Origin of the sequence: Pseudomonas sp. stari2, assembly GCF_040760005.1 — a bacterium.
Taxonomy (GTDB): domain Bacteria; phylum Pseudomonadota; class Gammaproteobacteria; order Pseudomonadales; family Pseudomonadaceae; genus Aquipseudomonas.
The window spans coordinates 6,251,436-6,264,966 of record NZ_CP099760.1 but is presented as its reverse complement, the minus strand read 5'-3'; the positions used below and the strand labels follow the sequence as shown (position 1 = coordinate 6,264,966).

Below are 13,531 nucleotides of genomic sequence, written 5' to 3'. Positions count from 1 at the left end.
TTCGTTTCCGGCAGCCGGTCAGTGAAGAATCACCGGCGCCGTATCACGCGGCAGATTGTTGCGCTGCTGCGGTTCGCGCGGCTGCTCGTAACCGCCACCGCCGAGCTGCATGCTCAGCTGTCCGGCCACGTCTTCGCCCAGTGCCTTCGAGACATCGCGAACCACCCGTGGGCGGTTCAGCGAGATCTTGATGTCGCGGTGGTTCACCAGTTTGGTGTCCTGCGCTTCACCCATGGCCGTGAAGGCCGAGGTGATTTCGTAGGTCTTGGTGTTGATCAGGCTGAAATCCGCCACCAGCGTCAGGCCCAGTACGGCTGAATAGCTGTCGGTGTTGGCCAGCTCGTTCATGTCCTGGGTGAAGTCGATGTCCGAAACGGTACCGAACAGCACGTAGTCGGCGCCCTTGAAGTTGCCGGCCTTGATCCGCTTGATTACGTCGTAGACGTCACCCTTGGACGAAGCCGTGTACGGCGTGCCCTGCACCAGCTGGAACATGCCGGTGCGCAGGATTTCACCCTTGATGTCGCCGGTGAATTTACGCAGCTCGCCTTGTTCGATGTAGCTGGTGGAGGCTTCGAGCTCGTTGTAGTTCGAAGAACCGCTGGAGCTGTAGTAGCCCTCACGGTAATTGTTCTGCGCCGAAACGATGTGGATGTATTGCTCCACGCGTTCCTGATAAGCCAGATCCGTCACCGCAACTTTCGGGGCCGCTTGCGCGCTGAACGCGCAAGCCAGGGCCATCATGCCAATCCATGCACGCATCGATCAACGCTCCGTGGTTTTGCGGATCTCTTTCTCGTCCATCCACTCAGCCAGACCGCTTTCGACGTCGATCAGTTGCAGGCTGAATTTGTAGAAGACGTCCTTGTAGTCGCTGCTGCGCTTGACGATCGAGCTGATCGAACCTTCAAGACGGTATTTGGCGGCGATCATGTTGCCGGTCTTGGCCACGGTGCTTTTCTTGTACAGGCCGCTCTGGTTTTGCAGCTTGAGCTGGTCGACCTGGCTCTGCATTGCGGTGTTGTCGCTGGCGAAGCGGGCGGTGCCGGACTTCATCAGCTGGGTCTTGATGCTGGTGGTGATTTCACGGGTGTCGATGTATTCGCTGGTCTTGTTCTTCACGTCGTAGACCTGAACCACCGGGCGGCCCTGCAGAATGCCGGACTGGGCCAGGGAACGGGTCATCGATTCGGCGATCATCTGCAGGTCGGTCGAGCCGAACTCGTTGGTCACGGTTTCAACGGCCTTGGTGTCGCCGTAGCTGATGTTCTTGCTGCCCAGGGTCGGCGAAGTGTTGGCGCAACCGGAGGCCAGCAGGGCGAGGACAGCGATGAAGGAAAAGCGTGCAAACATGGGAATGTTCTCTGAATCGGGAATAGGGTGTCGGGCTTAAGGCGTCTTCATTTCAAGACGGAAGTCCACGGCTTTCGGCGTCGGGGCGATGCCCTGGATGAAGCTGGTCTGGGCGCCGTACATCATCTGGCTCTTCCAGACTTCTTCCTCGGCGATCGGGAAGCCTTCCGCGCCGAGCCAGGCAAAGCGGTAGTAGAACGTCTTGTTGCTGTTGAGGGTGTTGGTCAACTGCACATTAACGGTCATGAAGCCGTTCTCGCGGGCGACGCGCATGGCGCCGACTGCAATGTGTTTCTGCGGGCCCATGGCCACGACCTTGCTCGCGGCGCTGCCCGGCTCCGGCGGTGGCGGGGTGGCGCAGCCGCTGGCCATCACGGCGAGGGCGGCGACGGCGAAGAGTTTGAAACGCATGCAAAGACTCCGTTCTTAAGGTTGTTTGAGGCTGGCTACGGCGGTGGTGCCGGCGCTCGGGGTCACGTGAGCGGCGAGGCCCGCGGCGAACACCTGATTGCCGACGGCGCGCAGGGTGATGACCTGATAACGCTGATCGACGGTAACTTTGACCTGCGTGCCACCCACGGCGCTCGGCAGAGTAACCTGATGCTCACCCTTTTTCAGGCGCAGACGTACCACTTGAGTGGTGTCCGGCAGGGTACGCCATGTACGGGTATCGGCACCTTCGAGCACCGCTGAAGAGATACCCACGGCCAGACCCGCCAGCGGGTTGGTTTCGTTGATCTTCTTCTGCGCCACGCCTTTGGTGATTGCCCGCACCATGGTGCGCACGATGATCCCTGGCATGTCATCGCGCAGGGCGCGGCGGGACATGGCAGTGGTGCTGTTGAGGGCGGTCAGGTTCAGTTGCTGGCCGTCGACACCGATCTGCGCGAAGGTCGCGGTCGAGGTGTCAGGCTTGATGATCGGGAACGACAGCGGGGTGATCACCACGTTGTTGGAGATCGGCAGCGGCAGCGGTACGCGGATCGAGTCGCGGGCCGGTGCCAGGCCGCTTTGCACCACGATCAGGACGTCGCTGTCATCGCTCTTGACCGGTTTGTCGAGGTTGACCAGCGCCTGTTCCAGCAGCGGCGTGTTCGGACGCAGTTCGGCCGCTTTGCGGTAACCCGGCGCGGCCAGGTCTTTTTCATCCAGGGCTTCGTAGACGAAACCGGCCAGATAGTGGCTGAACGCACTCTGGTAACTGTTCTTAAGGCCGACCACTTCCGGGGCGTCGAGGCTGGCGACCGGGTAGCCTTGCAGGTCCTTGTACTGGGTCTTGATGCCTTCCTTCTCGGCTTCCTCTTCGCTCTTGAGGTATTCCTTGTCACGCAGGTCGGCGATCACGGCTTCACGTTCGTGGGTCTTCTTGATCGCGGTGCGGGCGCCGTCGAAATCGTTGACCGCCAGCAGGTTCAGGGCCATCTGCGTGGTCAGCATGACTTTTTCGTAGTCGTAGCCTTCGTAGCGACGGACCTTGTCATTGACCAGGAAACTGCCGAACTGGGCCAGGTATTTGTCGGTGTCGAGCTTGACCGAGTCTTCCCACTTGCCCACCACCTGGTCGGCGCTGGTCCAGGCGTTCTGGCTGCCGGACAAGTCGCCCTTGGCGCGCAGCAGTTCACCCTTCTCGAAGTAATAGAGCAGGTCCTTGTCCGGGCCGGTGTTGTTCTTTTCCAGCAGAGTCAGGGCGGCGTCGACGTTGCCGGTGGCCAGTTGCTGGTTGGTCTGGGCCAGTTCGGAATCGTAGTTGCGAAACGCCGAACAGCCGGACAGCAGAGTGACTGCGCCAAGCGCGATCAGAGTGGGAGCGCGGAATGCCATGGGGTACTTCTTCCATGAGTAGCGACAGCCTCGGGTGCGGGTCGGGCTGCTGGGACCGATCGGCAGTGGCGATGGCCTCCTGCCAATTCCTCATAAACAGAGGAGCTTTAATGCCGCATCGCGATAACGAGGGCGCGGCATTATAAGCGGGCGATGCTGGCTATGTAATAGCTTTTTAATTGCACCGGTTAGTTAGATGCCATTACTTATTTCAGACCGGATACCGCGCGGCTTTCCACTGAAACGGGCGCCTGGAAAGCACTGCCGTTGGCATAGATTCGGTCGCCCAGGGCACGCAGGCCGATGATCTGGCGATCCTGATCGATACGGATTTTCAGCGGTGCGACACTGGGAGCGGTGGGCAGGCTGATCAAGTGCTCGCCTTTCTTCAGACGCAGGCGCAGCAATTGTGTGAGGTTGGGCAGGGTGCGCCAGGTGCGGGTGTCTGCGTGCTCGAATCCATCGTAATGGGTTACATAGGACGCCTTCGCCGGGTTGCGCCGATTGTCGGTGCCTTGGACGTCTGCGGCGAGGAACGCTCGATACGTGGTGCGCTGAATGATCCCGGGCATGTCGTCACGCAGGGTGCGCAGGGACATGTCGGTGATGTTGTTGACCGTGATCAGCTTCTTTTGGCGGCCGTCGAGGCTTATCTGATTGAAAGGCTGGGTGGAGGTGTCGGGCACCATTACCGGAAACGATACATTGGCGACGATCACTTGACCGTCCTCAAGCTTCACCGGATACGGCACACGCACCGAGCTGCGAGCCGGTGCCAGCCCGCTTTGCACGATGATCAGCACGTCGCTTTCGCCGGCCTTGAGCCCGGGGCTGTCGAGGTCACGCAAGGCCTGTTGGAAGAACGGCATGTCAGGGCGCAGTTCTATGGCCTGACGATAACCCGGTGCAGCCAGATCCTTTTCACCCAGGGCTTCATAAGTGAAGCCGGCCAGATAGTGGCTGAACGCACTTTGATAGCCGTTCTTCAGAGCGATGACTGCAGGCGCATCCAGCATGACCACCGGGTAACATTGCAGGTCCTTGTAATGCACACGGGCGCCCTGGTCCTTGGCGGCGTTTTCAACACGCTCGTATTCGAGCTCTCGTTGCCGGGCGATCAGTGTTTCGCGCTCGTGGGTCTTCTTGATGTCCGCACGAGCACCGTCGAAGTCGTTCACGGCTAACTGATTGAGGGCCATTTGCGTGGTCAGCATGACCTTTTCATAGTCGTAACCATCGTAGCGACGAATCTTATCGTTGATGATGCTGCCCCATTGATTGCCCAGGGCGGAAAGCAGCTTGTCGCCAGTGGTTTCAATGGCGTCCTGGCGCTGAATCACCATCTGTTCGGCGCTGCGCCAGGCAACCTGACTTTGCGGCAACTCGCCGGCAGCGCTGAGTACCGCGCCTTTCTCGAAGTAATAAAGCAGGTCTTTCTCTTCATCCGGGTTATGCGCCTCGATCAGGGCCAGCGCACCGTCGGTGTTGCCCGCTTTCAACTGTTCGGTTGTCTGTTGCAGTTCCAGGTCGTAATTGCGGTAGGCCCCGCAACCGCTCAATTGCAGGACCGCGCTTAACAGCAAGGGAAACAGCAGACAATGGCGCATGACCACGAGATTTTCCTTAATCGAAAGGGGTGAGAGGCGACGCAGTATAGAAGCGAGTGATGGCTATTTGCTGCAGCACAATGCGCGTAATTACGATGCGGCCAACGAGAAAGCTTGAGTCAGCCTTCATCGGCGTGAACAATGTGTTACTTCGCATTTCCAATTGAGACCCATTCATGACTGCCTCGTCCCGATTCCTGGCCTGGCTGGTGTTCCCGTTGTTTGCCCTGAGCAGCTTCAATCTGCTGGCCGATACCGTGGAAGGCGCGCCGCAAGCGCTGCACCTGCTCGATTACATCAGCGCCGACTACCCGCCGACGGTAGAGGCCGGCAAGGTCATCGACGATGCCGAATACCGTGAACAACTGGAGTTCACCCGCGCGCTGCAAGGCTTGATTGCCGGTATGCCGGCCAAACCGGAGAAGGTCGGTCTGGAGCAGGGCATCAACGCTCTGCTGGCCGCCATCACCGCGAAGCAGGACGGCGCGGACGTCGCGCGTCAGGCCCGGCAACTGGGAGCGAAACTGGCGGTGGCCTATGAAGTCAGCCAGGCGCCGATTATCACCCCGGACCCGACCCGTGGTGCGCCGCTCTATACCCAGCACTGCTCGGTATGTCATGGCACCAACGGGGCCGGCGATGGCCCCGCGGGTGTCGGCATGGAGCCTGCGCCGGCCAATCTGCGTGATGCCAAACGTCTGGATCATCTGAGCCTCTACGCGATCTACAACACCCTCGGCCAGGGCGTCGAAGGCACCGACATGCCAGCCTTCGCCGATCAACTGGACGACCGTCAGCGCTGGGATCTGGCGACCTACATCGCACAGTTCAGCGCCGATCCGGCCACGGCCAAATCCGACAAGACCTACAACATCGCCGACCTGGCCCGCCAGACCCCGGCCGAAGTGCAGGCCGCCGAAGGTGCTGACGCCGCCGCGATCTTCCGTGTACAGCGAGCGCAGCCGCCGCAGGTCAAGCGTGGCCCGGCGCAGTTGCTCGACTACACCGCCGCGACCCTGGACAAGAGCCTTGCCGCTTACCGCGCAGGCGAGCGTGATCAGGCTTATGACTTGTCCGTTGCAGCGTATCTGGAAGGTTTCGAACTGGTTGAAAGCTCGCTGGATAACGTCGATGCCAACGTGCGCAAGGACACTGAAAAATCCCTGATGGCCTATCGGCAATCGCTGCAGGACGGCTTGCCGGTGGAGCAGGCTGAGCAGCGTCTTGACGCGGCCAAGGCCAAACTCAAGGAATCCGCTGGCCTGCTGGGCAGTGACGGACTGAGCTGGTCGCTGAGTTACATCTCCGGTCTGTTGATTCTGCTGCGTGAAGGCCTGGAAGCGATTCTGGTACTGGCGGCGATCCTCGCGTTCCTGCGCAATACCGGTCAGCAATCGGCGGTGCGCAGCGTCAACGTCGGCTGGGGCCTGGCGCTGTTGGCCGGTCTCGGTACCTGGGCGCTGGCGGCGTACGTGATCGATGTCAGCGGCTCCCAGCGGGAATTGCTGGAAGGCGCCACGGCGTTGTTCGCCAGTGTCATGGTGCTGTGGCTCGGGGTTTGGATGCATGACCGCCGGCACGCGGCAGCCTGGCAGGATTACATCAAGCAGAGCCTGGTCGGTGGTGGCGGGCGTTTCGGCTTCGCGATCCTGGCGTTCTTCTCGGTGTACCGCGAATTGTTCGAAGTGATCCTGTTCTACGAAACCCTGTGGCTGCAGGCCGGTCCCGCCGGGCACAACGCGGTGTTGGCGGGTGGTGCGACAGCGCTGGTGCTGCTGTTCGGTCTGGCGTGGGTGATCCTGCGCGGCTCGGCGAAACTGCCGCTGGCGCTGTTCTTCAGCATCAATGCGGGGTTGCTGTGTGCGCTGTCGGTGGTGTTTGCCGGTCATGGTGTGAAGGCGTTGCAGGAAGCCGGGATCTTCGGCACCCGGCCGGTGGCGTTCTTCGATTTCGAATGGCTGGGGATTCACGCCGACGCCTACTCGCTGACGGCGCAGGCCGTGGCGATTGCAGCGATCATCGTGCTGTACGGCCGCAGCCGGGTGGCGGAAAAGCGCCGAGTGGCGGCCTGAGATGATGCGCGTATGGATCGATGCCGACGCCTGCCCGAAGATGGCCAAGGAGCTGGTGGTCAAATTCGCCCTCAAGCGCCGCTTCGAGGTGGTGCTGGTGGCGGGGCAGCCGCAGAGCAAGCCGGCACTGTCGATCGTCAAGCTGATCGTGGTGCCGAGTGGCCCGGATGCGGCGGATGATTATCTGGTGGAACACGCGGTGCCGGGCGAGCTGGTGATCTGCAGTGATATCCCGCTGGCCGACCGGCTGGTGAAGAAGGGCGTGGCAGCGCTCGACCCGCGAGGCAAGGAGTTCGACGCGCAGAACATGGGTGAACGGCTGGCGACTCGCAATCTGTTCACCGACCTGCGAGAGCAGGGCCAGGTCAGCGGCGGCCCGGCGCCGTTCGGTGACCGGGAGAAGCAGGCGTTCGCCAATGCGCTGGACCGGATCCTGACGCGGCTGGCGCGCCAGTCCTGAGTCAATCATTCCCACGCAGCGCGTGGGAATGATCATTGTCGCGGGTCAGGCGTCGTTTTCGTGGGTCAGCTCAAGCACGCGATCCACCAATTTGTTGATCCCCGAAGCCGCTTCACTGATCGACTGCGCCAGCATGTAGGCCGGGGTGGTCACCAGTTTGCGCGCCTTGTCTTCGATGATGTCGGTCACCGCGCAGTCTTCGTGGGTTGCGCCCATCTTGCCGATGGCCTTGGCCGTCTCCGCGTCATTACCGATGGTGCAGGTCACGCCCGGGCCGTAGATCTTGGCGGCCAGTGCCGGCGAGATGCACATCAGGCCCACCGGTTTGCCCGCTTCGGCAAACGCCTCGGTCAGCGCCAGCACGTCCGGCTGAACGCAGCAGCCCGCGCCGTCGACGGCGAAGTTCGACAGGTTCTTCGCTGCACCAAAACCGCCAGGCACGATCAGCGCATCGAAATCATCGACATCGGCTTCACGGACATCCTTGACGTTGCCCCGGGCGATGCGCGCCGACTCCACCAGCACGTTGCGCGACTCGGGCATTTCCTTGCCGGTGAGGTGGTTGATCACATGCAATTGCGCGATGTCCGGGGCGAAGCACTGCACCTGGGCGCCGCGCTGGTCGAGGCGAAGCAGGGTGATGACGCTTTCGTGGATCTCGGCGCCGTCGTACACGCCGCAACCGGACAGGATCACTGCAACTTTTTTGCTCATGGGTTTCTCTCCAGATTCATGGCGCTAAATGTCCACTAATTTGTCGTTCGTTGCCATAGGGCCAAGCCGTGGCTACACCTAGGATCTGTGCACACGGATCTCGATCAGGGCGCGTCATGAACTTCATTCTGTATGCGGTGCCGTTTTTCTTCGTATTGATTGCGGCCGAGCTGATCGCCGACCGTTGGCGCGGGGTGAGCAACTATCGCCTGGCCGATGCGGTGAACAGCATCAGCACCGGGGTGTTGTCGACCACCACCGGCCTGCTGACCAAAGGCGTGGGGCTGGTGACCTACGGCTTTGCCCTGGAGCATCTGGCGCTGCTCAGGTTGCCGGCGGACAGTGTCTGGGCATGGGGCTTCGCTTTCGTCCTCTACGACTTCTGCTACTACTGGCTGCACCGCATGGGGCACGAGCGGAACATTCTCTGGGCGGCGCATTCGGTGCATCACCAGAGCGAGGACTACAACCTTTCCACCGCCTTGCGCCAGACCAGCACAGGGTTTCTGCTGGGCTGGATCTTTTACCTGCCGATGGCCGTGCTCGGTGTGCCGCTGCTGGTGTTCGTCAGTGTCGCGGCGATGAACCTGCTGTATCAGTTCTGGGTGCATACAAAGCACATTCCCAAGCTCGGCTGGTTCGAATGGATCTTCGTCACGCCGTCCAATCATCGGGCCCACCATGCGCAGAACGCTCTCTACATGGATCGCAACTACGGCGGGGTGTTCATTATTTGGGATCGCCTGTTCGGCTCGTTCCAGGAAGAGGACGACAACGAACCGGTGATTTTCGGCGTGACCACACCGCTGGCGAGCTGGAATCCGTTGTGGGCCAACGTGCAGTTTTACGCGCAGCTGTGGGATGACGCGCGCCGGGCCGAGCGTATGTGGGACAGGATCCGGATCTGGTTCATGCGTACAGGATGGCGCCCGGCGGACGTGGCGGCGAAGTACCCGATGCACAAGCCGGACTTGAGCCGGTTCCGCAAATTCGAAGTGCCGCTGGGCGCCCGACAGCAGTGGTACGTGCTGCTGCAATTCGGCGTGTACGTTGCGCTGGGCAGTTACCTGATGAACCTGGAGCGCAGCCTGTCGACCGGCGCCCTGGTGCTGGGCTGGGGCGCGGTGGCGTTTGGTTTGTTTGTGTTGGGCGTGGCCCTGGAGAATCGCCCTTGGGCGGGGAAGTTGGAGGTACTGCGGTTGGCGGCGAACGTGCCGCTGGTGTGGCTGGCGCCGCAGGTCGGGCTTTGGCCGGCCAGCCCCGGGGTCTGGGCCGGCCTGCTCGGTTACAGCCTGTTCAGTGGCATCGGGCTGTATTACTGCCGCCAGCGGTTTACTCGGCTGGCGTCTTAGGTTCGGCGGATTTGGCCTGTTCGGCTTTATGCCGTTCAGCCTTGGCCAGTTGTTCGGCCTGCTCGTCTTCGTAGACCTTCCTGGCCAGCCAGGCATTCTTGAACCGGCGGCGCAGCCAAAGACCGACGCCCAGTACCAGCAGCGCGCCAAGTACCCACAGTTCATACTTCTTGATGCTGCCCAGCATGCCTTCGAGCACCGCACCGAAGTGGTACGCGGCCGCAGCCAGGGCGGCGGCCCAGATCGCAGCGCCAATGCCATTCAGCAGCAGATAGCGTCCCGGCGGGTAGCCCGACAGACCGATCGCCACCGGCATCACCGTGCGCAGGCCGTAAACGAAGCGGAAGCTCAGGACCCAGATGTCCGGGTGCTTGCGGATATGCTCCAGCGCGCGGTCGCCCATCATTTGCCAGCGCGGTTTGCGCGCCAGCAACTTGCGCCCGTGCTTGCGGCCCAGGAAGTACCACAGCTGATCGCCGGCATAGCTGCCGAAGAACGCCACGACCACCACCAGATTGATGTCCATGTAACCACGGAACGCGAGGAAGCCCGCGAGCACCAGGATGGTTTCGCCTTCGAAGAACGTGCCGAGAAACAGGGCAAAGTAGCCGAAGTCATGCAGAAATTGTTGGAGCATTGTCTGGGTGCTGGCGAAATGAACGCGCAGCCTAACCCTTCGGACACATTCAGGAAAGTGTCGAAATGTGTCTCGACGTTAACATTTCCTACAACGACAATGGATTGCGGCTACATGTCACGGGGGTGCACATAACTGTAATACGACCGTCATAATGGCCGCTTATAACTGCCACACTCGCCCGTCTGCGCGGGCTCAGGAGTCTGCCGTGAGCTTTACCCCAGCCAACCGCCTGTTCCCCGCCACCCGCCTGCGTCGCAATCGTCGTGATGATTTTTCCCGGCGCCTGGTGCGTGAGAACGTGTTGACGGTCGATGACCTGATCCTGCCGGTGTTCGTGCTCGACGGTGAAAACCGCCGCGAAGCCGTGGCCTCGATGCCGGGTGTCGAGCGTCTGACCATCGACCTGCTGCTTGAAGAAGCGACGAAATGGGTTGAACTGGGGATTCCGGCGCTGGCGCTGTTCCCGGTCACGCCACCTGAACTCAAATCCCTCGATGCCGCCGAAGCCTGGAATCCCGAAGGTATCGCCCAGCGCGCCACCCGCGCCCTGCGTGACCGCTTCCCGGAGCTGGGCGTGATCACCGACGTCGCCCTGGATCCGTTCACCACTCATGGTCAGGACGGCATTCTCGACGAAGAAGGTTATGTGCAGAACGACATCACCGTCGATGCACTGGTCAAGCAGGCGTTGTCCCACGCCGCCGCTGGCGCCCAGGTGGTGGCCCCGTCGGACATGATGGACGGCCGCATCCAGGCGATCCGTGAGGCGCTGGAGCTGGCCGGTTACGTCAACGTGCGGATCATGGCCTACTCGGCCAAGTACGCCAGCGCCTATTACGGCCCGTTCCGCGATGCCGTGGGTTCAGCCGCGAACCTGGGCAAGGCGAACAAGGCTTCCTACCAGATGGACCCGGCCAACAGTGACGAAGCGTTGCACGAAGTGGGCGCGGACCTGTCTGAAGGCGCGGACATGGTCATGGTCAAACCCGGCATGCCTTACCTGGATATTTTGTTCCGGGTAAAAGATGCCTTCAAAGTGCCGACGTTCGTCTATCAGGTTAGCGGCGAATACGCCATGCACATGGCGGCGATCCAGAATGGCTGGTTGAGCGAAGGCGTGATCCTCGAATCCCTGACCGCCTTTAAACGTGCCGGCGCTGATGGCATCCTGACTTACTTTGCTGTCCGCGCCGCTCAATTGTTACGAGAGCAGAAATAGCCCTCCCAGGAACATTCGATGAATACCGAAGGACTCAGTGAAGTTGCCGTAAAAGAAGCTCAACCCGTGGTCGAGCAGATTACCGAAACCCCGCCGGAACTCGAGCCTGCGCCACCCGCGCCGGCGTCAGAGCCCGCAGCGGCGGCTCCGGTGATCGCGATTCCCGGTCTGGATGACAGCAGCCTGTATATCCACCGGGAATTGTCGCAACTGCAGTTCAACATCCGCGTGCTGGAACAGGCGCTGGACGAGTCCTACCCGTTGCTGGAGCGGCTGAAGTTCCTGCTGATCTTCTCCAGCAACCTCGACGAATTCTTCGAGATCCGCGTCGCTGGCCTCAAGAAGCAGATCACTTTCGCTCGTGAACAGGCCGGCGCCGACGGCCTGCAACCGCATCAGGCATTGGCGCGGATCAGCGAACTGGTGCACGGTCACGTCGACCGCCAGTACGCGATCCTCAACGACATCCTGCTGCCCGAGCTGGAAAAGCACCAGATCCGCTTTATCCGTCGCCGCTACTGGACCACCAAGCTCAAGACCTGGGTGCGCCGTTATTTTCGCGACGAGATCGCGCCGATCATTACGCCGATCGGCCTCGACCCGACGCACCCGTTCCCGTTGCTGGTGAACAAGAGCCTGAACTTCATCGTCGAGCTCGAAGGTATCGACGCCTTCGGTCGCGACTCCGGTCTGGCGATCATCCCGGCGCCGCGTCTGCTGCCACGGATCATCAAGGTGCCGGAAGAAGTCGGCGGCCCTGGCGACAACTATGTGTTCCTGTCGTCAATGATTCACGCTCACGCCGATGACCTGTTCCAGGGCATGAAGGTAAAGGGCTGTTACCAGTTCCGTCTGACCCGGAACGCCGACCTTGCGCTCGATTCCGAAGACGTCGAAGACTTGGCCCGCGCCCTGCGTGGCGAGTTGTTCTCCCGTCGTTACGGCGACGCCGTGCGCCTGGAAGTCGCCGACACCTGCCCGAAACATCTGTCGGATTACCTGCTCAAGCAGTTCAACCTGAGCGAGACCGAGCTGTATCAGGTCAACGGTCCGGTCAACCTGACGCGTCTGTTCAGCATCACCGGTCTGGACAGCCATCCGGAGCTGCAATACACGCCGTTCACGCCGCAGATTCCGAAATTGCTGCAAAACAGCGAGAATATTTTCAGCGTGATCAGCAAGCAGGACATTCTGCTGCTGCACCCGTTCGAGTCGTTCACCCCGGTGGTCGACCTGCTGCGCCAGGCCGCGAAAGACCCGCACGTTCTTGCCGTGCGCCAGACCCTGTACCGTTCCGGCGCCAACTCGGAAATCGTCGATGCGCTGGTAGATGCCGCGCGTAACGGCAAGGAAGTGACGGCGGTCATCGAGCTGCGGGCGCGCTTCGACGAAGAATCCAACCTGCAACTGGCCAGCCGTCTGCAAGCGGCCGGTGCGGTGGTGATCTACGGCGTGGTCGGCTTCAAGACCCACGCCAAGATGATGCTGATCCTGCGCCGCGAGGCTGGCGAGATCGTGCGTTACGCGCACCTCGGCACCGGTAACTACCACGCCGGCAACGCCCGTCTGTACACCGACTACAGCCTGCTGACCTCCGACGACGCCTTGTGCGAAGACGTCGGCAAACTGTTCAGCCAGTTGATCGGCATGGGCAAGACGCTGCGCATGAAGAAGCTGCTGCACGCGCCGTTCACCCTGAAGAAGGGCATGCTCGACATGATCCTGCGCGAGACGCAATTCGCGCTCGACGGCAAGCCTGCGCACATCATCGCCAAGTTCAACTCGCTGACCGATCCGAAGATCATCCGCGCGCTGTACAAGGCCAGCCAGTCCGGTGTGCGCATCGATCTGGTGGTGCGCGGCATGTGCTGCCTGCGTCCGGGCATCGCCGGGGTTTCGCACAACATCCACGTGCGCTCGATCATCGGTCGCTTCCTTGAACACACCCGGGTTTTCTACTTCCTCAATGGCGGCGAGGAGCAGATGTTCCTGTCCAGTGCCGACTGGATGGAGCGCAACCTCGACAAGCGCGTCGAGACTTGCTTCCCGGTGGAAGGCAAGAAGCTGCTGACCCGGGTCAAGAAAGAGCTGGAGCTGTACCTGACCGACAACACCCACAGCTGGAGCCTGCAGTCGGATGGCCGCTACATCCGCAACACGCCGACCGGCAACCAGAACCCGCGCAGTGCGCAGGCGACGTTACTGGAGCGGTTGGGCAGCCCGATTCTGCCGGTCAGCAGTTGACTGAAGATTTCGGCGCAATAAAAAAGGCGATCCATCCGGATCGCCTTTT

12 protein-coding genes are annotated in these 13,531 nt (G+C 61.2%); 5 read left to right on the top strand and 7 right to left on the bottom strand.

Annotation, left to right across the window (positions count from 1 at the left end; genetic code table 11):
- Window positions 1-18 precede the first annotated feature (18 nt).
- The 5 genes from NH234_RS28805 to NH234_RS28785 all read right to left on the bottom strand — a co-directional run bounded on the left by NH234_RS28805 (window position 19) and on the right by NH234_RS28785 (window position 4,781).
- The gene (locus tag NH234_RS28805; protein WP_085731448.1) at window positions 19-762 is read right to left on the bottom strand and encodes a penicillin-binding protein activator LpoB; all 744 of its coding nucleotides are present in this window, start codon (window positions 760-762) and stop codon (window positions 19-21) included.
- Between the two features lie 3 nt (window positions 763-765).
- A complete protein-coding gene (lpoB, locus tag NH234_RS28800; protein ID WP_007951848.1) occupies window positions 766-1,353 on the bottom strand; it encodes a penicillin-binding protein activator LpoB in 588 nt (195 codons plus the stop codon).
- A gap of 36 nt (window positions 1,354-1,389) precedes the next feature.
- Window positions 1,390-1,764 (bottom strand): YcfL family protein, encoded by a 375-nt coding sequence (locus NH234_RS28795; RefSeq protein ID WP_367255161.1) that lies wholly within the window; start codon window positions 1,762-1,764, stop codon window positions 1,390-1,392.
- A gap of 15 nt (window positions 1,765-1,779) precedes the next feature.
- Entirely contained in the window at window positions 1,780-3,174 is a 1,395-nt protein-coding gene (locus NH234_RS28790) for a COG3014 family protein (RefSeq protein WP_367255160.1), read from the bottom strand.
- A 206-nt stretch (window positions 3,175-3,380) separates the two neighbouring features.
- Window positions 3,381-4,781 carry a COG3014 family protein gene (locus NH234_RS28785; protein ID WP_367255159.1) on the bottom strand — a complete coding sequence of 467 codons (1,401 nt, stop codon included), beginning with the start codon at window positions 4,779-4,781 and terminating at the stop codon, window positions 3,381-3,383.
- Between the two features lie 176 nt (window positions 4,782-4,957).
- Between NH234_RS28785 and NH234_RS28780 the strand changes: the two genes are divergently transcribed.
- The gene (locus NH234_RS28780) at window positions 4,958-6,853 is read left to right on the top strand and encodes an FTR1 family protein (RefSeq protein WP_367255157.1); all 1,896 of its coding nucleotides are present in this window, start codon (window positions 4,958-4,960) and stop codon (window positions 6,851-6,853) included.
- A 4-nt stretch (window positions 6,854-6,857) separates the two neighbouring features.
- Window positions 6,858-7,313 (top strand): YaiI/YqxD family protein, encoded by a 456-nt coding sequence (locus NH234_RS28775; RefSeq protein ID WP_367257260.1) that lies wholly within the window; start codon window positions 6,858-6,860, stop codon window positions 7,311-7,313.
- 45 nt (window positions 7,314-7,358) lie between these two features.
- Here the strand turns inward: NH234_RS28775 and elbB are convergent, their stop codons facing one another.
- Window positions 7,359-8,027: an isoprenoid biosynthesis glyoxalase ElbB gene (elbB, locus tag NH234_RS28770; protein ID WP_085731453.1), complete on the bottom strand. Its 669-nt coding sequence runs from the start codon at window positions 8,025-8,027 to the stop codon at window positions 7,359-7,361.
- A gap of 116 nt (window positions 8,028-8,143) precedes the next feature.
- Here elbB and NH234_RS28765 point away from each other — a divergent pair, with 116 nt between their 5' ends.
- On the top strand, window positions 8,144-9,379 hold the full coding sequence (locus tag NH234_RS28765) for a sterol desaturase family protein (RefSeq protein WP_085731454.1): 1,236 nt from the start codon (window positions 8,144-8,146) through the stop codon (window positions 9,377-9,379).
- Here NH234_RS28765 and NH234_RS28760 read toward each other — a convergent pair.
- Entirely contained in the window at window positions 9,360-10,016 is a 657-nt protein-coding gene (locus NH234_RS28760) for a DedA family protein (RefSeq protein WP_367255154.1), read from the bottom strand. The two genes, NH234_RS28765 and NH234_RS28760, sit on opposite strands and share 20 nt — an antisense overlap.
- Window positions 10,017-10,224: 208 nt before the next feature.
- Here NH234_RS28760 and hemB point away from each other — a divergent pair, with 208 nt between their 5' ends.
- Both hemB and ppk1 read left to right on the top strand, forming a co-directional pair.
- Window positions 10,225-11,238: a porphobilinogen synthase gene (gene hemB, locus NH234_RS28755; RefSeq protein ID WP_085731456.1), complete on the top strand. Its 1,014-nt coding sequence runs from the start codon at window positions 10,225-10,227 to the stop codon at window positions 11,236-11,238.
- Between the two features lie 18 nt (window positions 11,239-11,256).
- Entirely contained in the window at window positions 11,257-13,482 is a 2,226-nt protein-coding gene (gene ppk1, locus NH234_RS28750) for a polyphosphate kinase 1 (protein WP_085731457.1), read from the top strand.
- Window positions 13,483-13,531: the final 49 nt, after the last annotated feature.

Coding starts and splice junctions, on each gene's coding strand:
- ppk1 (WP_085731457.1), top strand. CDS start 11,257: ATGAATACCGAAGGACTCAGTGAAGTTGCCGTAAAAGAAGCTCAACCC.
- NH234_RS28805 (WP_085731448.1), bottom strand. CDS start 762: ATGCGTGCATGGATTGGCATGATGGCCCTGGCTTGCGCGTTCAGCGCG.
- NH234_RS28760 (WP_367255154.1), bottom strand. CDS start 10,016: ATGCTCCAACAATTTCTGCATGACTTCGGCTACTTTGCCCTGTTTCTC.
- NH234_RS28785 (WP_367255159.1), bottom strand. CDS start 4,781: ATGCGCCATTGTCTGCTGTTTCCCTTGCTGTTAAGCGCGGTCCTGCAA.
- NH234_RS28775 (WP_367257260.1), top strand. CDS start 6,858: ATGCGCGTATGGATCGATGCCGACGCCTGCCCGAAGATGGCCAAGGAG.
- lpoB (WP_007951848.1), bottom strand. CDS start 1,353: ATGTTTGCACGCTTTTCCTTCATCGCTGTCCTCGCCCTGCTGGCCTCC.
- NH234_RS28795 (WP_367255161.1), bottom strand. CDS start 1,764: ATGCGTTTCAAACTCTTCGCCGTCGCCGCCCTCGCCGTGATGGCCAGC.
- NH234_RS28790 (WP_367255160.1), bottom strand. CDS start 3,174: ATGGCATTCCGCGCTCCCACTCTGATCGCGCTTGGCGCAGTCACTCTG.
- NH234_RS28780 (WP_367255157.1), top strand. CDS start 4,958: ATGACTGCCTCGTCCCGATTCCTGGCCTGGCTGGTGTTCCCGTTGTTT.
- elbB (WP_085731453.1), bottom strand. CDS start 8,027: ATGAGCAAAAAAGTTGCAGTGATCCTGTCCGGTTGCGGCGTGTACGAC.
- NH234_RS28765 (WP_085731454.1), top strand. CDS start 8,144: ATGAACTTCATTCTGTATGCGGTGCCGTTTTTCTTCGTATTGATTGCG.